The following is a 16,631-nucleotide window of genomic DNA, read 5'->3' on the forward strand; positions in this document are numbered from 1 at the left end:
AGAAGCGGATATGACCAAATCCGCAGCCTCGGAAATTGCAAGCGCTTCCGCATACGAAATCCTGCTCGAAGCGGCCAATCAACGTGCGGAAGCTGCGCTTGATCGTGAGCGCGCCATGCGCGCGTCCACGTCCTGGCGTGTTACGGCTCCGCTGCGCAAGGCTGCCTCTGTTGTGTCGCCGCAGGTCCGCGTTAATTTGCGGCGCATCGCCAAGGCTGCATGGTGGGTGATGACACCGTGGCGCATGCCTGCGCGGCTTCAGGCCATGCGGTTCCGGCCGCAAAAAGAGATTTCTCTTCAAGGCGGCTCGGATGCTTATGGCTCGTGGATTGCGACCAGCGAGCGCCGTTCACCCCAGGTTTCCCAAGATGTTGCTGTGCAGCATGTTTCATTTCTCCTGTCGGCAGGCACGAATGCAGAGAGGTTGAAGCAGACTTTGGGGTCGTTGCTTTCGCAGTCGGTTAGGCATTGGAGCGCCTTGGTGGCTGTTTCGGATGATGCGCCAGCCGACATTCAAGCGGCGCTTGACAGCCTGTCGAAAGACAAGCGCATTGTTTGTGTGCCTGTATCGGATAGCTCTCGTGTGTCCGGCTTGTCTGCGTGCCTTGCATCAGCTAGCGGTGATCTCATTGCCGTGCTGGACGTTGGCGACATATTGGCTGTCGGGGCGCTTAACGAATTGGCTCAGGCGCTTCGGCAGGCGCCGCACAGCGACATTCTTTACGGTGATGAAGATCAGCTTTCCAAGGAGGGCTTGCGTCAGGCTCCATACTTCAAGCCGGGTTGGTCTCCCGACCTGCTTTATGCGTTCAATTACTTCGGTCGTTTGACGCTGCTTCGGCGTGAACTGGTTATTCGGGTAGGGGGAATTGACCCCGCCATGGGGGCTGGTGCCGAATGGGATCTCAACCTTCGAGCGAGCGCACAGGCCGGTGTCATCAAGCGCATTCCCAAGGTGCTTTGCCACAGAGGTAGCGAGGGAATGTCGGAGCGGCCTGCTCCTAGCTCTGACGCGGCAGCTGACCATCGCAAGGTCTTGCAGAGCCATTGGGCCCGAGTGGGCATCACTGCCGACGTGGAAACGCAGTCTGACGGTACGCAGCGTGCTGTTTGGGAAGTGCAAGCGCCGCCTCTCGTGTCGATCGTCATTCCAACCAAGGACAAAGTCGACTTGCTGAAGGTGTGCGTAGAAGGATTGTTGCAAGGCACTCGCTACGCAAACAAGGAAATCATTCTTGTAGACACGGGGTCCAGTGAAGAAGCCACTCTGGCGTACTACAGTGAGCTAAGTGCTTGTCCGGAAGTATCGATCGTTCATTTTGAAAAGAAATTCAACTACTCAGCGGCGTGCAATTTCGGTGCCGGATTTGCGCGTGGTGATTTGCTGCTATTTCTCAACAACGACATCGAGGTTGTTGTAGCGGATTGGTTGGCGGAGATGGTGCGATTCGCTCAGCGGCCGGGTGTGGGCGTAGTCGGTACTCAACTGCGGTATCCAACTGGTAAGTTGCAGCATGGTGGTGTCGGCGTGGGTGTGACGCTTTGTGGGCTGATGTATTCCGCTGATCCCAGTCACGCGTGGGGCATCTTTGGTTCGGCAGGCCATCCGCGCAACTGGATGGCGGTCATGGGGGCGTGTCAGATGGTGGTGCGCGAAGCCTTTGAGCGGGTGGGTGGCTTTGACGAAGCCTATGCCGTCGCCTTCAGCGATGTTGCGCTATGTCTTCAGGTTTGGCGTGCCGGATATCGAACGGCATATGCTCCACATGCTCGCCTGATTCATCACGAGGGCGCAACACGAGGATTTGTGAATCCGACCGAAGATCTTCAGCGCTTTGCCGATGATGTTCGCTTCCTGGGCATTGACGAGGATCCTTATTTGCATCCCGAATTGGATGCAAGTCAGCCGATTCCCTCATTGCGCATTGGTGATGCGCGGTCACCACGCGAAAGTTTGTTGATTGATGCGCGAGCGCTCGGCTCGATGCTGCTCCCGACCTTAAAGCTGGATCTCTTGGTGGATCGCACGAGCCTTGAGGCCGCGGGTATGCCGCGTGAAGATGTGTTATGGCTGCCACAGGCAACGCATGGTGTGATCGATATATGGTCTGCAGCGCGCTGGTGTTTGGACTTGTTGCGTACTTGCCCTGAAATTGGGCGGCGTTTTCCTACCGCCTTGTCGGACGGTGCAGGAGGGCAGTTCGCTCAGTGGATCGCGGGTGACGGCGGAGCTTCTCTGGGACTGTCAGCCAGTGCGAGGGCGTGGGTAACTCAATGCTTGGGTGGTCGCATCGGCGCGAGAGCGCGACAGGCTTACTTGTTCGATGAGGACATCAAAGACAAGCTGCCGCATGGTCTGCTGTCTGTTGGACAGTACGCATTGTTCAGGTGGTTCATGCGAGAGGGGCGCTACCTTGCGGGATTGAGGCTTGAGGAGATCTGGTGGCTCTTTCATGAGGCGCTTGAGCAACCGGCAGCCGAGCTGGTACGGGCATATGCTTTCTCGCCTGCCTGGCAGGCACTCTATCCGGATGGACTCACGATCTTCGGCCGCCGTGCGTTCGCTGGCTGGCTGGCTGCGACATATCGTGTGATGGATGGATGGATTGATCCGGCATGCTGGCCAGTGGACATGAGCCCTGCGCGCCAGATCCGCTCAGCCTACTGGGCGCGAAAAGATTGGCGCTTGCTTCATCCTCGTGCATTCGATGACCAGAGCCACGCGGCCGCGTTGATCGAATGGCTGTCGACTCCGGCTGCAGCACAGCCTCCCGATGTTGTTGAGTGGTGTGGTGCTCTCGATGTGGCGCAGGTCACCGCCGAGCTCATTGAACCGGGATTGAACGTGATCGGCCATTTTGCCTATCCTTCTGGCCTGCGAGTATCGATCGAGGCCATGGTCGACGGCTTGCAAAGAGTAGGCGTGGGAACGTCACTGCGCGACCTGAAGACTGACCGCAAGGATGACCCCCTGCATGCGGATTTTCAAGGGTTCGAAGATTTCGAAACCACGCTGATCCATGTGCAGCCAGAACCGTTTTTCGACAAGGCCTACAGCCGCAGCGATCTACTCGAGCGCTCGCCACGCACTTATCGCATTGGCTATTGGTACTGGGAGTTTGACGTCATTCCGGACTTTTGGCTTCCGCATCTTGAAAACGCTGACGAGGTCTGGACTGCTACGGAGTTTATTGCGCGTGGCCTTCGCGCCAAGACGTCTAAACCAGTTCACACGCTCTTCCCTGGTGTGAAACTCAGCCCATTTGAGCGGCGATCGCGAAGCTATTTTGGTCTTGAGGCAACGCCATATACATTTTTGTTCACGTTCCACATGATGAGTGTGATGGAGCGCAAGAACCCGCTTGGCTTGATACGCGCGTTTGCAGCCGCCTTCAGGCAGGATGAGCCTGTGCAACTGGTACTCAAGACCTCATTTGGAGACCGTCACCTGGAGCAGTTCCAAGCACTGGAGAATGCGGCAGCCAAAGTCCGGAACGTGAAGATCATCAACGAGGTCTACAGCCCCAATGATGTCCTCGCGTTGATGGAAGCTTGTGATGTTTATGTGTCTCTACATCGCAGTGAGGGCCTGGGACTGACGATGGCGGAGGCCATGTTGATGGGCAAGCCCGTCATCGCTACCAATTTCTCGGGCAACGTCGACTTCATGGACGACAGCAATAGCTTGCTTGTGCCCTATGAGTTGGTGAAGCTTGGCAAGCCTATCCCGCCCTATGATGCCGAACTCGAATGGGCTGAGCCATCGACAGAGCACGCCGCGCGGTTCATGCGGCGCCTCTACGATGACCAAGCATGGGGGCGTGACCTTGGTGCTCGCGCCAAGGCGAGTGCTGAAGTCAATCTCTCGCTTGAGGCTGCAGGTCGAAGGTTCAAGGCTCGCCTTGAGGAGATCGAGGCGGCTCGGCGCGCAGCGCGCTGAGCCTGCGCTGGAAGAGTGCTACTGCTCGACGATCCGCCCGTGCTCGAGGTGGATCACCCGGTTGCACTCCTTGGCGATGAGCTCCGGCGAGTGCGATGCAAGCACCAGGATGCCGGACTTCGAAACCACGTCCCGCATCCGCTTCTCGGCCTTCTCGGTGAACTCGGCATCGCCCACCGACAGCCATTCATCCATGAGCAGGATGTCGGCCTCGACGCTCGTCGAGATCGAGAACGCGAGGCGCATCATCATGCCGGTCGAGTAGGTGCGCACCGGCATATTCACGTATTCGCCCAGGCCGCTGAATTCGCAGATGTCGGGCGTCAGGCGGTCGATTTCCTTCTTGCTCATGCCCATCACGAGGCCGCGCAGCATGATGTTTTCCACGCCCGTGGCGTCCATCTCGATGCCCAGCGAAGGGTCGATCAGGCTGGCCACCGTGCCCTGGCGCGCGAATTCGCCCGACGACGGCTCGTAGACCCCGGCAAGCGTGCGCAGCAGCGTCGACTTGCCCGCACCGTTGTGGCCGACCAGCCCGAGCCGGTCTCCGCTCTTCAGTTCGATGTTGATGCCGCTGAGCGCCTGCACCACCGTCACGCCGGTTTCCTTGCCGAAGCGGCCGCCGGTCACCGAGGCCGCGAGCGTCTTCTTGAGCGAGTTCGCGCCGGCTCCGTAGATCGGGAAGTTGACGGCGACGTTCTTGAGTGAAATGAATGCCATGGATCAGAGCCAGTAGACGACGCGGCGGCGGTACTTCGAGAACACGAAGACGGCAAGAATCAGGCACAGCGCCGTCCAGAACAGGATGCCGATCCAGCTGTGGATGTGCGCGGTGCCGCCCATCAGGGGCGTGCGAAGCAGGTCCAGCATCTGCGCGAAGGGGTTCCACAGCACGTACTTGGCGCGGCCGGGAAGGTTCTCGGGCAGCCAGAAGACGGGCGTGAGGAACATCAGCATCTGCATCACGCTGGTGATGATCTGGGTGACGTCGCGGTAGCGCGTGCAGATCAGCCCCAGCAGCAGACCGAGCGCATGCGCATTGAGGATCAGGACGGCGAAGGCCGGCAGGACCAGCAGCACGGACCACGACAGCGAGACGCCGGCCCAGATCGCCACCGGGATGTAGAGCACGATCTGGTGGGCGAACTGGATCAGGTTGCGCGCCAGGCTGCGCCAGACGAACAGGCTGATCGGGAAGTAGCCTTGCTTGAGGTAGTTGGACGAACCGATGAAGGCATTGCAGGCGTCGGTCACGATGCTGGAGAAGAAGCCCCAGAAGATGATGCCCAGCGCGAGGTGGGGGAAGAAGCGCGACAGCTCGGTCCCGAACAGGGAGCTGTACAGCGGTCCCATGCCGGCGATCATCACGCCCATGCTGAGGGTGAGCCACATCGGCCCGAGCATGGAGCGGCGATAGCGCAAGACGATGTCGAACCAGGCGAGGGTCCACCAGATGTCTGTGCGGCGGGTGCCCTGCCACCAGTCGGAAAGGGCGCTTCGATGAAGATTGGAGTGGACTTGACTCATGTACGGCCGTAGGTGTCTGCGAGACGGACGATGTCGTCTTCGCCCAGGTAGCCACCGCACTGCACCTCGATGAGCACCAGCTCTTCGTCGCCGGTGTTGCTCAGGCGGTGTTTTTCCCCGAGGGGAATGTAGCGATATTGGCCAGGGGAGGTCTTGTGCTCGACTTCTCCGATCTGCACGATGCCTTGGCCCTGCACTACCACCCAGTGCTCGGCACGCTGATGATGATATTGCAGTGACAGCGCTTCGCCGGGACGAACCGCGATGCGCTTGACCTTGTAACCTTCCTCTTCCTTGAGCGAGGCGTAGGTTCCCCATGGACGATGGACCACCGGCGGCAGGTGCACCGTGTCGTGCTTGCGGGCCTTGAGCACGTCGACGACCTTCTTCACTTTTTGAGCGCTGTCCTTGTGAAGTACCAGCAGAGCATCGGGAGTATCGACGATCACGAGGTCGCGGACGCCCACGGTCGCGACAACCTTCGGGCCATAGCTCTCGACCTGCACGTGCGTGCCTGTCGTGTCGAGGGCGACGACGTCGTCGGGGAGCGTGTTGCCGCTGGCATCCGGCGTCAGGGCATCGGACACCGCAGGCCAGGAGCCGACGTCGCTCCAGCTGAATTTGGCGGGCACCACGTGGACGTTAGAGGCATGTTCCAGCACCGCGTAATCGATGCTGATGTCAGGTTGGAGGCCGAATGCGTGCAGGTCGAAGTTGATCGAATCGCCGGAGGCCTTGGAAGTTTCCAGTGCATGTCTCGCCGCACGGATCACGTCGGGGGCATGTTTCTCGAGCGCTGCGATGATGGTGTCCGCCGTGAAAGCGAACATCCCGCTGTTCCAGTAGTAGCGGCCCGTAGCGAGGTACTTCTGTGCGGTCTCGAGGTCGGGCTTTTCGACGAAGCGTTTGACCCCCTGGCTTTCGCGCGAGACGTTCTCGACCTCGATGTAGCCGAAGCCGGTGTTCGGACTGGTCGGGCTCACGCCAAACACCACAAGACTCCCTTCTTGTGCCAGGCGGAAGGCTTCAGTGGCACTGGCCACGAAAGCGTGCACGTCCGGAACCAGGTGGTCCGCGGAAAGGACGAGCATCACGGTGTCGCCGCTGAACTGACGTGCGCATTGCAGGGCTGCCAGGGCAATGGCCGGACCGGTGTTGCGCCCCTTGGGTTCAAGAAGGAAGGTGGTCGCCGGCGGATCGCTCATCTGCCCGAGCACGTCCTTCGTGAGGAACAGGTGGTCCTTGTTGGTCACGACCATCAGGTCGCCCGTGCCGCAGGCCTGGCCTCGCTCGATGGCTTGTTGAAGCAGCGTGGAGTCGCCGATCTTCATGAATGGCTTGGGAAAGGCTTGGCGCGAAGCAGGCCAGAGCCTGGAGCCGGCGCCTCCCGAGAGCACCACTGAGAGCAGCCTCATTCTTTTCCTTTTGCTTTGTAACTCGCGAATTTTACGGGTAGCCCCGTGGCCCTGTTTCCGGGGCGAAACAGCCCGGACCAGCCAGTTCGCCGGGTGGTTGCGAAGATAATCGCCTCCCGCATGGCCGCGACGCTTTGTCCTGGTGCCGCCCGGCTCGCCGGTATTTCTCTCACACGCCGCGCCCCACGGTGCTCGATTCCTCTATGAAATCTGTCTATCGATTCATCCTCGGCCTGGCCGGACTCTGGCAAGGACCCGGAATGATGGGGCGCGTGCAGCGGGCATGGCGAATGTTCAACAAGTCGGGCTGGCCGGGCATCCGCTGGGAGCTGGGACGGCGCTTCGGCGGCTACAACGACTACACGAAGTGGGTGCAGCGCTACGACACCCTGACGCCCGAGCTGCGCGAGAAGATCGCCCAGCGCGTCGCCGCCATGAAGGACCGGCCGCTGATTTCGGTCGTGATGCCCACCTACAACCCCAAACCGGCCTGGCTGCGTGAGGCCATCGAGTCGGTGCGCAGCCAGATCTACCCGAACTGGGAGCTCTGCATCGCGGACGACGCCTCGCCGTCGGCCGAGGTGCGCGAAATTCTCAAGTCGTACAGCGAGAGCGATCCGCGCATCAAGGTCTTATTCCGTCCGAAGAACGGCCATATCTCGGCGGCCTCCAACAGCGCGCTCGAACTGGTCTCCGGCCCCTGGGTCGCGCTCATGGACCACGACGACCTGCTGCCGGCCCACGCGCTCTTCTGGGTGGCCGACTGCATCGCGGCCCATCCTGACGTGAAGCTGATCTACTCGGACGAGGACAAGGTCGACGAAGGCGGCCACCGTTTCGGGCCCTACTTCAAGTCGGACTGGAACGTCGATCTCTTCCGCTCGCAGAACATGTTCAGCCACCTGGGCGTGCTCTCGACCGAACTCATGCGCTCCGTCGACGGCTTCCGCGTGGGCATGGAGGGCTCGCAGGACTGGGATCTCGTGCTGCGCTGCATGGAGCGTGTCGAACCGGGCCAGATCCGCCACATTCCGCGCGTTCTGTATCACTGGCGCGTGCACGTCGAAAGCACCGCCAAGTCGATGAATGCCAAGCCCTACGCAGCCATCGCGGGCGAGCGGGCGCTGAACGAGCACTTCGAGCGCACCGGCGTGCGAGCCACGGCCGAGCACCTCGATTTCGGCTACCGGGTGCATTACGCCTTGCCCGATGTCTTACCGTTGGTTTCCGTGATCATCCCGACGCGCAACGCGCTGCAGCTCACGCGGCAGTGCGTCCAGTCGATCCTGGAGAAGACCAGCTACTCGAACTACGAAATCATCATCGTCGACAACGGCTCCGACGATCCCGACACGCTGGCCTGGTTCAAACGCATCGCCGCCGAGAAGCCCAATGTCCGCGTGCTGCGCGACGACCGCGACTTCAACTACGCGGCGCTGAACAACGGTGCGGTGAGGGTGGCCAACGGCGAGTTCGTGGCGCTGGTCAACAACGACATCGAGGTCATCACGCCCGACTGGCTGAGCGAGATGGTGAGCCTTGCGCTGCAGCCGGGCGTGGGCGCCGTGGGCGCACGGCTGTGGTTCCCGAACAGGACGCTCCAGCATGCAGGCGTGATCCTCGGCGTGGGTGGCATTGCCGCCCATTCGCACCGTCGCATGCCGATGGGCCGCGAAGGCTATGCCGGCCGCGCGGCGCTGATCCAGTCGCTCTCGGCAGTCACGGCGGCCTGCCTCGTGATCCGCAAGAGCCACTACCTCGAGGTGGGCGGACTCGACGAGGTGAACCTGAAGGAGTCGTTCAACGACATCGACTTCTGCCTGCGGCTTCGCGAAGCGGGCCTGCGCAACGTCTGGACGCCCTATGCCGAGCTGTTCCACCACGAGTCCGCGACGCGTGCCAAGGACGTCTCGCCGCAGAAGCAGGCGCAGTTCCAGGAAGAGGCTGCCTACATGCACAAGCGCTGGGGCGACCTGATCCAGAACGACCCCGCCTACAGCCCCAACCTCATGCTGGCCCGCGAAGACTTCAGCTACGCTTGGCCGCCCCGCGTGGCGCCTGTCTGATCGGGACAGGATGGCACTCGAAGTCTCCGTCGCGCTCTGCACCCGCAACGGGGCGCGCTATCTCCCCGAGCAAATCCGGAGCATCTGCGAGCAGACGCCTTTGCCGCGGGAGATCGTGCTGTCCGACGACGGCTCCACCGACGACACGCTCGCCGTGGTGCGCGACACGCTCGCCCAGTGCGGCATGGCCGACCGCATCGTGCTGCGGGTGTTCAGCAACTCTCCGCCGCTGGGCGTCACGCGCAATTTCGAGCAGGCTGTGCGCGCCTGCAGCCACGATCTCATCGCGTTGTGCGATCAGGACGACGTCTGGCACCCCGGCCGGCTGGCGCGCATGGTGGCGCAGTTCGAGGCGCGGCCCGATCTGCTGCTGCTCCACACCGACGCGCGTCTCGTCGATGGCGACCTGAAGCCGCTGGGCTCCACGCTCTTCCACGCGCTCGAGGTGCGGCCCGCCGAGCTGGAGGCCATCGCGAGCGGCGAGGCCTTCGGCGTGCTGCAGAGGCGCAACCTCGTGACGGGCGCGACGACGATGTTCCGCAAGACATTGCTCGATGCGGCGCTGCCGTTCGCGCCCGAGTGGGTGCACGACGAGTGGCTCGCCGCGGTGGCCGCGGCCACCGGCCGGATGGACGTGCTGCCCGAGCCGACCATCGACTACCGCCAGCACGGCAACAACCAGATCGGCGCGCGTCGGCTGACGCTGTCCGAGAAGGTGGCGAAGGCCTTCGTGGAGCGGGGCGACAAGCACGTGGCGCGGCTGCGCCGGGCCGAGGCGCTTCTGAAGCGCCTGGAGCAACTCGGTGAGCGGGTGCGGGCGGGTTGTCTGGATGCGCAGCGCGACAAGGTCGCGCACCAGCGGTTCCGGGCGGGGTTGCCGGCTGCACGTCCGCTGCGCCTGCTGCCGATCCTTCTGGAGGCTGCGCGCGGCCGCTATGCGCGATTCGGCCGCGGCAAGCAGGCCATCGTGCAGGACGTCTTCGAGCGCGGCTGAGCGTCTGCGCTGAACGGCTGGCTAGCGGCCTTGCAGCCGCAGGTAGCGCCAGAACGAGGCCGACAGCCATACCTTCAGCAGGCTGGTCACGTGCCAGTACAGGTATTTCCTGCTCCGATGGCTTTCGCGCTGCGCGTCGTGCCGGGCGAGCAGGTTCTCGCCCACCTGCAGCTTCCAGCCCGCGAGCCGGGTGCGGGCGCAGATGTCGAAGTCTTCGCCGTACATGAAGAACTTCTCGTCGAAGCCGCCGACCTGCCGGTAGGCCTCGCTGCGAAACAGCATGAACAGGCCTGGAATCCACGCCGGCACAGTCGGCCGCACGTAGCCGGGCTTCTTTCTTCCTACGATTTCCAGTGGCGTGAGCAGTGCCCGGTGCGGCTCCGGCTCGGTCTTGCCGGGCTCCAGGATGCGCGGCGTCAGCAGGCCGGCGTCGGCCTTGGCTTGTGCGAGCAGCGGCGACAGCACGTCGTTGTCGAAGCGGATGTCCGGATTCAGCACCAGGAACCAGTCCGTGTCGCAGCGCTCGAACGCCTGGTTGTGATTGGCGCCGAAGCCCTTGGGGCTTGCGTTCTCGATCCGCTCCACCTCGAAACCCCAGCTGCGGCCGGCAAGCACGTCGGCCTCGGGAATGTTCAATGTAAGCAAAACCTTGTCGATGACGGCGCGGCTGTGTCTGTCCAGCTGCTCCAGCAGCGGCAGCACCAGCGCGAGCTGGCCGTGGCTCACGATCGAAATGGTGACGGGGTGGCGGGAGGAGGGGGGCGTGGGCATGGTCTAATTTCGCCCGGGAATTCTAGGGTTCCCCAACCCCCACACATGATTGCTCTGATCGTCATCAGTTTCTTCGTCGCCGCCTTCTCGGTCCAGGTGTTCATGCGACGTGCGCGGCGGCATGCCCGCCTCTACGGCGCCGACATGCCCCAGCGCTTCCACAAGGGCCACGTGCCGCGCCTGGGCGGTGCGGGCATCCTGCTGGGCATGGGGGCGGCCTGGCTGGCCGCCGGCATCACCGGCACCGATCCGTTCAATGTCTCGTGGCCGGTCACGACCTCGATGCTCACGCTGGTGTGCATCCTGCCGGCGGTGCTGGGCGGCATCGTCGAAGACGTCACCCAGCGCGTGAAGGTGCGCTACCGGCTGGGCCTGACCATCGGTTCGGCGCTGCTGGTGTGCTGGCTGCTGGGTCTGGGCGTGGCGCGCACCGGCTTCGAGACGGTCGACGGCTGGCTGGCGATGGTTCCCTATGCCACCGTGCTCTTCGCGGCGCTGGCCATCGGCGGCCTGCCGCATGCCTTCAACATCATCGACGGCTACAACGGGCTCGCGGGCACCGTGGCCGTGCTGGTCTGCCTGGCGATCTCCCACGTGGCGCTGCAGGTCGGCGACCGGCAACTGGCCGCCATGGTGATCTGCCTGGTCGGCGCCACCTTCGGCTTCCTGGTGTGGAACTACCCGCGCGGCAAGATCTTCGCCGGCGACGGCGGGGCCTACGTCTGGGGCATGGTGATCGCCGTGGCCTGCGTGACGCTGGTGCAGCGCCACCGCGTGGTGTCGCCCTGGTTCCCGATGCTGCTGCTGATCTACCCGGTGTGGGAGACGCTGTTCTCCATCTACCGCAAGCTGGCGCGCGGCCAGTCGCCCGGCACCGCCGACGCGCTGCACTTCCACCAACTGATCTTCCGCCGCATCGTGCGCGTGGCCTTCGCGGACGACGAGGCCCGGCAGCTGCTGGCGCGCAACAACCGTACCTCGCCGTATCTCTGGATGTTCGCGGCCCTGTCGGTGGTGCCGGCGGTGCTGTTCTGGAACAACACCATCGTGCTGATGTTCTTCTGCCTGCTGTTCGTCACCACCTACGTGGGCGCCTATCTGATGATCGTGCGCTTCAAGGTCCCACGTTGGCTGCGACCCTGACGACATCTTTCTTTGCGAGAATTTCTCCCGTCCTTCGCTTTGGAGCCTGACCGCCCATGACCGACCCCGTCCTCAACATCCCCCCGCGCGACAAGGCCGAGATCCTGGCCCAGGCGCTGCCGTACATCCGCAAGTTCCACGGCAAGACCATCGTCATCAAGTACGGCGGCAACGCCATGACCGACCCTGCGCTGCAGGCCGACTTCGCCGAAGACGTGGTGCTGCTCAAGCTGGTTGGCATGAATCCGGTGGTGGTGCACGGCGGTGGTCCGCAGATCGAGGCGGCACTCAACCGCCTGGGCAAGAAAGGCAGCTTCATCCAGGGCATGCGCGTGACCGATGCCGAGACCATGGAAGTCGTCGAATGGGTGCTGGCCGGCGAGGTGCAGCAGGACATCGTGGGCCTGATCAACCAGGCCGGCGGCAAGGCCGTGGGCCTGACCGGTCGCGACGGCGGCCTGATCCGCGCGCAGAAGCTCAAGATGGCCGACCGCAACGATCCCAACCTGCACCATGACGTGGGCCAGGTCGGCGACATCGTCTCCATCGACCCCAGCGTGGTCAAGGCGCTGCAGGACGACGCCTTCATCCCGGTGGTCAGCCCGATCGGCTTCGGCGAGGAGAACGAGAGCTACAACATCAACGCCGACGTCGTCGCCGGCAAGCTCGCCACCGTGCTCAAGGCCGAGAAGCTCATGCTCCTGACCAACACGCCCGGTGTGCTCGACAAGGACGGCAAGCTGCTCACCAACCTCAGCGCGCGCGAAATCGACGACCTGTTCGCCGACGGCACCATCTCCGGCGGCATGCTGCCGAAGATCGAAGGCGCGCTCGACGCGGCCAAGAGCGGCGTGAACGCGGTGCACATCATCGACGGACGGGTGCCGCACGCGATGCTGCTGGAAATCCTGACCGACCAGGCTTACGGGACGATGATCCGCGCCCGCTGACGGGCCGGGTGGGCGCGTGCTTACTGCGCTGTGCGAGAATCAATTGATTACATCTTTGCACGCGCTCCCATGCAGAACGAAGAGACGACAGGTGCTTCCGGCGTAGACACGCCGACGGAAACGTCCACCCCTCCGGTGCGCAAGCGCCCGAAGCCGGGAGAGCGGCGCGTGCAGATCCTGCAGGCGCTGGCCGCGATGCTCGAGCAGCCCGGTGCCGAGCGCGTGACCACCGCCGCCCTGGCGGCACGGCTCGAGGTGAGCGAAGCCGCGCTGTATCGTCATTTCGCGAGCAAGGCCCAGATGTTCGAGGGGCTGATCGACTTCATCGAGCAGAGCGTCTTCACGCTGGTCAACCAGATCCTCGAGCGCGAGGGCGCCACCGGCGCCCAGCAGGCTGCCAAGATCCTCACGCTGCTCGTGCAGTTCGCCGAGCGCAATCCCGGCATGACGCGCGTCATGGTGGGCGATGCGCTGGTCTACGAGAACGAGCGCCTGCAGCAGCGCATGAACCAGTTCTTCGACAAGATCGAAGCCACGCTGCGCCAGGTGCTGCGCGGCGCCGCCGCGGCCGACGGCTCGGCCACGCCCAGCGTCGACGCGCAGGTGCGCGCCGCGGCGCTCACCGCCTTCGTGGTGGGGCAGCTGCAGCGCTTCGCGCGCTCGGGCTTCCGCCGCGCGCCGTCGGAGCACCTCGAAGCGACGATCGCGCTGATCGTCTGAGGGTACCCAGCACGGGGGCCGACCGGCTCGCCTCGAGCCTTCCAGCGGCGTAGCATCATCCACAGCCCTTGCCGCCGGCCCCCGGCGGCGAGCCTGTGTTTGCGCAGTTTCCTCCACGGAGGGCGCATGAGCCATGGCACGGTCGGTGATCTGGTGGAGCCCCGCTTGTCGCGGGTGTCCGGGCATGCCCGGTGACGATGCACGCGACAGCCTGCGGCCGACGCTGCAGACATTCCTCCTCACGGCGCTCGCGATGCTGGCCTTCGCCGCCAATTCGCTGCTGTGCAGGCTCGCCTTGCAGCACCGGGGCATCGACGCGGCGACCTTCGGCAGCGTCCGGCTCGTGGCGGGAGCGCTCGTGCTGGGGCTCATCGTGCGGTTCAGGACGCAGCCTCCGGTCTCGCCCGCCCGCGTCGACTGGCTGGCCGCCGTCATGCTGTTCGGCTACGTCGCGTTCTTCTCCTTCGCCTACCTCAGCCTGCCGGCGGGCACGGGCGCGCTGATCCTCTTCGGCGCGGTCCAGCTGACGATGTTCGGCGTGGGCCTGCGCTCAGGCGGCGAGCGTTTCGGGGCGCTCGCGTGGTTCGGCTTCGTGCTGGCGGCGGGCGGGCTGGTCTATCTCGTGTCCCCGGGCGTTGCCGCGCCGCCGCTTCTGGGGGCTGTGCTGATGGCTGTCGCGGGCGTCGCCTGGGGCGTGTATTCCCTGCGCGGGCGTGGCGTGGTCGATCCGCTGGCCGCCACGGCGCGCAACTTCACGCGGGCCGTGCCGCTCGCCCTGGCGCTCAGCCTGGTGTTCGCGGCCAGCGCCCGTGCGGATGGGGCCGGCATCTTGCTCGCCGTGATTTCCGGCGCGCTGACCTCGGGCCTCGGCTATGCCGTCTGGTACGCGGCGCTGAGCCGCCTGAGCGCGATGCGCGCGGCCACCGTGCAGCTGTCAGTTCCGCTCCTGGCCGCGTTCGGCGGCGTGCTGTTCCTGTCGGAGGCGATCACGCCGCGGCTGGCGGCGGCCTCCGTGGCGATCCTGGGCGGCATCGCGCTCGTGCTCAGCCAGAAGTCGCGAAGCGCCCGCCGTCCGTAGCCGGGGCTTTACGAAACCTGCACGCCCACCTTCGCTCCGGCCGCGACGATCTCGTTCCAGGTCGCATCGTCCACCCAGATCCCGTCCTTGCGCCGCGCCACGCGTGCCTTGCGCTCCGGCTCGCCCGCGATCTGCACTTCGTCGAAGCCCTGGCCGGGCGGGCTCTGCCGCAGCCAGCCGACGAACTCCCGGGCTTCCTCGTCGAAGGACTTCTGCGTGCCCAGCCGCGCCGGATCGATCAGCACCGTGAGCATGCCGTTGAGCACCGTGCGCGCCGTATCCGCCGGCCGGTGCCAGGTGCCGCCGCCGGTGAGCGCGCCGCCGAGCAGCTCGCAGGCCACCGCCATGCCGTAGCCCTTGTGCTCGCCGAAGGTCATGAGCGCGCCGAAGAGGCCGTTGCCCTGAGGCACCACGACCACGCCCGGGTCGTTGGTCGGCGCGCCGTTCTCGTCGATCAGGTAGCCGTCGGGCACGCGTTCGCCCTTGTTGTGCGCCACGCGCATCTTTCCCTGCGCCACGCGGCTGGTCGCGTAGTCGAGCACGAAGGGCTCTGCGCCCGAAAGCGGAATGCCGATGCAGCACGGATTGGTGCCGAAGCGCCCGTCGCCGCCGCCCCAGGGCGCGACCACCGGCCGCGACAGCACGTTGACGAAGTGCATGGCCACCAGCCCCTGCGCCGTCGCCATCTCCGCGAAGTGCCCGATGCGCCCCAGGTGGTGCGCATGCGCCAGCGTGAAGATGCAGCTGCCGTGCTGCTTCGCCCGCGCGATGCCCAGCTCCATTGCCTGCACGCCGACGATCTGCCCGTAGCCGTGCTGGCCGTCCAGGCCCATCAGCGTGCCGATGTCGAGGTTCACGCGCACCACGGCGTTCGGCTTCAGCCCGCCCTCGGCCACCGCGTCGACGTAGCGCGGCAGCATGCCCACGCCGTGCGAGTCGTGGCCGCTCAGGTTGGCCAGCACCAGGTTGGCCGCCACCTGCTGCGCCTCGGCGGGCGAGCTGCCGGCGGCTTCGAGGATGCGGGCGACGTTGGCCTGCAGCTCGTCTGCATTCAGTGTTCTGGACATGGATCAGGCTCCTTTGGCGTTCAGCGTGATGGCGTAGAGCGACGTGGTCGCGCAGATGAAGAGGCGGTTGCGCTTGGGGCCGCCGAAGCACACGTTGGCGACGCGCTCGGGCAGCAGGATCTTGCCCAGCAGCGTGCCGTCGGGGTGGTAGGCGTGCACGCCGTCGAGCGCGCTGGTCCAGATGCGGCCTTCGGTGTCGAGGCGGAAGCCGTCGAACAGGCCGCTGGTGCATTCGGCGAACACCTCGCCGCCATCCAGCCTTTTCGCATAAGGGCCGACTCTGAAGCGGCGGATGTGCCGCGGACCGTCCGGCGCATGGCTCGCGCCCGTGTCGGCGATGTACAGCAGCGTTCCGTCGGGTGAGAACGCCAGCCCGTTGGGCTTCACGAAGTCGTCGGCCATGCGCTCGACTTCGCCGCTGGCCGGGTCGATGCGATAGACATGGCAGGCGCCGATCTCGCTGTCCGCCTTCAGGCCTTCGTAGTCGGAGAGGATGCCGTAGCTCGGGTCGGTGAACCACACGGCACCGTCCGAATGCACAACCACGTCGTTGGGCGAGTTGAGCCGCTTGCCCTTCCAGTGCGAGGCCAGCACGGTGATCGTGCCGTCGTGCTCGGTGCGCGTCACGCGCCGCGTGAGGTGCTCGCAGCTGACGAGCCGGCCTTCGCGGTCGACCGTGTTGCCGTTCGTGTTGTTCGACGGCTCGCGGAAGGTGCCCACCGTGCCGTTGACCTCGTCGAAGCGCAGCATGCGGTTGTTCGGAATGTCCGACCACACCAGCGTGCGGTGCGCCGCGAACCACGCGGGGCCCTCGCACCAGCGCGCGCCGGTCCACAGGCGCTGCACGCGCTCGGGGCCCGGAATGCAGCCCTTGAAACGCGGGTCCAGTTGCTCGAAGCCGGTGCCTTCCAGGAAGCCGAAGGGGAGAGTCGCCATGCCGTTCCTCGTCGTCGATGGGTT

13 protein-coding genes are annotated in these 16,631 nt (G+C 64.6%); 7 read left to right on the forward strand and 6 right to left on the reverse strand.

Annotated features, from left to right (window positions below; genetic code table 11):
• Window positions 1-10: 10 nt before the first annotated feature.
• Window positions 11-3,940, forward strand: coding sequence for a glycosyltransferase (locus EJP69_RS08400; RefSeq protein ID WP_170217075.1), 3,930 nt, complete (start codon window positions 11-13; stop codon window positions 3,938-3,940).
• Between the two features lie 18 nt (window positions 3,941-3,958).
• Here the strand turns inward: EJP69_RS08400 and EJP69_RS08405 are convergent, their stop codons facing one another.
• The 3 genes from EJP69_RS08405 to EJP69_RS08415 are packed head-to-tail and all read right to left on the reverse strand — an operon-like array spanning window position 3,959 to window position 6,882.
• Window positions 3,959-4,660, reverse strand: a complete 702-nt coding sequence (locus tag EJP69_RS08405) for an ABC transporter ATP-binding protein (protein WP_093207291.1) — start codon at window positions 4,658-4,660, stop codon at window positions 3,959-3,961.
• Window positions 4,661-4,663: 3 nt separating this feature from the next.
• A complete protein-coding gene (locus EJP69_RS08410) occupies window positions 4,664-5,467 on the reverse strand; it encodes an ABC transporter permease (protein WP_126469383.1) in 804 nt (267 codons plus the stop codon).
• Window positions 5,464-6,882 carry a mannose-1-phosphate guanylyltransferase/mannose-6-phosphate isomerase gene (locus EJP69_RS08415; RefSeq protein WP_126469385.1) on the reverse strand — a complete coding sequence of 473 codons (1,419 nt, stop codon included), beginning with the start codon at window positions 6,880-6,882 and terminating at the stop codon, window positions 5,464-5,466. The genes EJP69_RS08410 and EJP69_RS08415 overlap by 4 nt, the downstream gene beginning before the upstream one ends.
• A gap of 203 nt (window positions 6,883-7,085) precedes the next feature.
• Between EJP69_RS08415 and EJP69_RS08420 the strand changes: the two genes are divergently transcribed.
• Complete coding sequence (locus tag EJP69_RS08420; RefSeq protein WP_240652090.1) at window positions 7,086-8,948, forward strand: glycosyltransferase family 2 protein; 1,863 nt, start codon at window positions 7,086-7,088, stop codon at window positions 8,946-8,948.
• Between the two features lie 10 nt (window positions 8,949-8,958).
• Window positions 8,959-9,942, forward strand: a complete 984-nt coding sequence (locus tag EJP69_RS08425; protein ID WP_126469387.1) for a glycosyltransferase family 2 protein — start codon at window positions 8,959-8,961, stop codon at window positions 9,940-9,942.
• 21 nt (window positions 9,943-9,963) lie between these two features.
• Here EJP69_RS08425 and EJP69_RS08430 read toward each other — a convergent pair whose 3' ends face one another.
• The gene (locus EJP69_RS08430) at window positions 9,964-10,713 is read right to left on the reverse strand and encodes a glycosyltransferase family 2 protein (protein WP_126469389.1); all 750 of its coding nucleotides are present in this window, start codon (window positions 10,711-10,713) and stop codon (window positions 9,964-9,966) included.
• Between the two features lie 45 nt (window positions 10,714-10,758).
• On the opposite strand from EJP69_RS08430, the gene EJP69_RS08435 reads away from it, so the two are divergent.
• From EJP69_RS08435 to EJP69_RS08450, 4 genes are all read left to right on the forward strand, one after another.
• A complete protein-coding gene (locus tag EJP69_RS08435) occupies window positions 10,759-11,856 on the forward strand; it encodes an MraY family glycosyltransferase (protein WP_093207307.1) in 1,098 nt (365 codons plus the stop codon).
• 56 nt (window positions 11,857-11,912) lie between these two features.
• A complete protein-coding gene (gene argB / locus EJP69_RS08440; protein ID WP_093207312.1) occupies window positions 11,913-12,806 on the forward strand; it encodes an acetylglutamate kinase in 894 nt (297 codons plus the stop codon).
• Between the two features lie 69 nt (window positions 12,807-12,875).
• Window positions 12,876-13,526, forward strand: coding sequence for a nucleoid occlusion factor SlmA (slmA, locus tag EJP69_RS08445; protein WP_093207315.1), 651 nt, complete (start codon window positions 12,876-12,878; stop codon window positions 13,524-13,526).
• A gap of 184 nt (window positions 13,527-13,710) precedes the next feature.
• Window positions 13,711-14,604: a DMT family transporter gene (locus EJP69_RS08450; protein ID WP_126469391.1), complete on the forward strand. Its 894-nt coding sequence runs from the start codon at window positions 13,711-13,713 to the stop codon at window positions 14,602-14,604.
• Window positions 14,605-14,612: 8 nt separating this feature from the next.
• Here EJP69_RS08450 and EJP69_RS08455 read toward each other — a convergent pair whose 3' ends face one another.
• Together EJP69_RS08455 and EJP69_RS08460 are read right to left on the reverse strand one after the other, a co-directional pair.
• The gene (locus EJP69_RS08455; RefSeq protein ID WP_126469393.1) at window positions 14,613-15,671 is read right to left on the reverse strand and encodes a malate/lactate/ureidoglycolate dehydrogenase; all 1,059 of its coding nucleotides are present in this window, start codon (window positions 15,669-15,671) and stop codon (window positions 14,613-14,615) included.
• Window positions 15,672-15,674: 3 nt separating this feature from the next.
• Window positions 15,675-16,607, reverse strand: coding sequence for an SMP-30/gluconolactonase/LRE family protein (locus tag EJP69_RS08460; RefSeq protein ID WP_126469395.1), 933 nt, complete (start codon window positions 16,605-16,607; stop codon window positions 15,675-15,677).
• Between the last annotated feature and the right edge of the window lie 24 nt (window positions 16,608-16,631).

Origin of the sequence: Variovorax gossypii (assembly GCF_003965815.1) — a bacterium.
Lineage (GTDB): Bacteria > Pseudomonadota > Gammaproteobacteria > Burkholderiales > Burkholderiaceae_C > Variovorax > Variovorax gossypii.

What these genes read in the sequence shown, in the direction of transcription:
- EJP69_RS08450 (WP_126469391.1), top strand. Translation starts at nt 13,711, where the DNA reads ATGCCCGGTGACGATGCACGCGACAGCCTGCGGCCGACGCTGCAGACA.
- EJP69_RS08455 (WP_126469393.1), bottom strand. Translation starts at nt 15,671, where the DNA reads ATGTCCAGAACACTGAATGCAGACGAGCTGCAGGCCAACGTCGCCCGC.
- EJP69_RS08400 (WP_170217075.1), top strand. Translation starts at nt 11, where the DNA reads ATGACCAAATCCGCAGCCTCGGAAATTGCAAGCGCTTCCGCATACGAA.
- slmA (WP_093207315.1), top strand. Translation starts at nt 12,876, where the DNA reads ATGCAGAACGAAGAGACGACAGGTGCTTCCGGCGTAGACACGCCGACG.
- EJP69_RS08425 (WP_126469387.1), top strand. Translation starts at nt 8,959, where the DNA reads ATGGCACTCGAAGTCTCCGTCGCGCTCTGCACCCGCAACGGGGCGCGC.
- EJP69_RS08415 (WP_126469385.1), bottom strand. Translation starts at nt 6,882, where the DNA reads ATGAGGCTGCTCTCAGTGGTGCTCTCGGGAGGCGCCGGCTCCAGGCTC.
- EJP69_RS08410 (WP_126469383.1), bottom strand. Translation starts at nt 5,467, where the DNA reads ATGAGTCAAGTCCACTCCAATCTTCATCGAAGCGCCCTTTCCGACTGG.
- EJP69_RS08435 (WP_093207307.1), top strand. Translation starts at nt 10,759, where the DNA reads ATGATTGCTCTGATCGTCATCAGTTTCTTCGTCGCCGCCTTCTCGGTC.
- EJP69_RS08430 (WP_126469389.1), bottom strand. Translation starts at nt 10,713, where the DNA reads ATGCCCACGCCCCCCTCCTCCCGCCACCCCGTCACCATTTCGATCGTG.
- EJP69_RS08420 (WP_240652090.1), top strand. Translation starts at nt 7,086, where the DNA reads ATGAAATCTGTCTATCGATTCATCCTCGGCCTGGCCGGACTCTGGCAA.
- EJP69_RS08405 (WP_093207291.1), bottom strand. Translation starts at nt 4,660, where the DNA reads ATGGCATTCATTTCACTCAAGAACGTCGCCGTCAACTTCCCGATCTAC.
- argB (WP_093207312.1), top strand. Translation starts at nt 11,913, where the DNA reads ATGACCGACCCCGTCCTCAACATCCCCCCGCGCGACAAGGCCGAGATC.
- EJP69_RS08460 (WP_126469395.1), bottom strand. Translation starts at nt 16,607, where the DNA reads ATGGCGACTCTCCCCTTCGGCTTCCTGGAAGGCACCGGCTTCGAGCAA.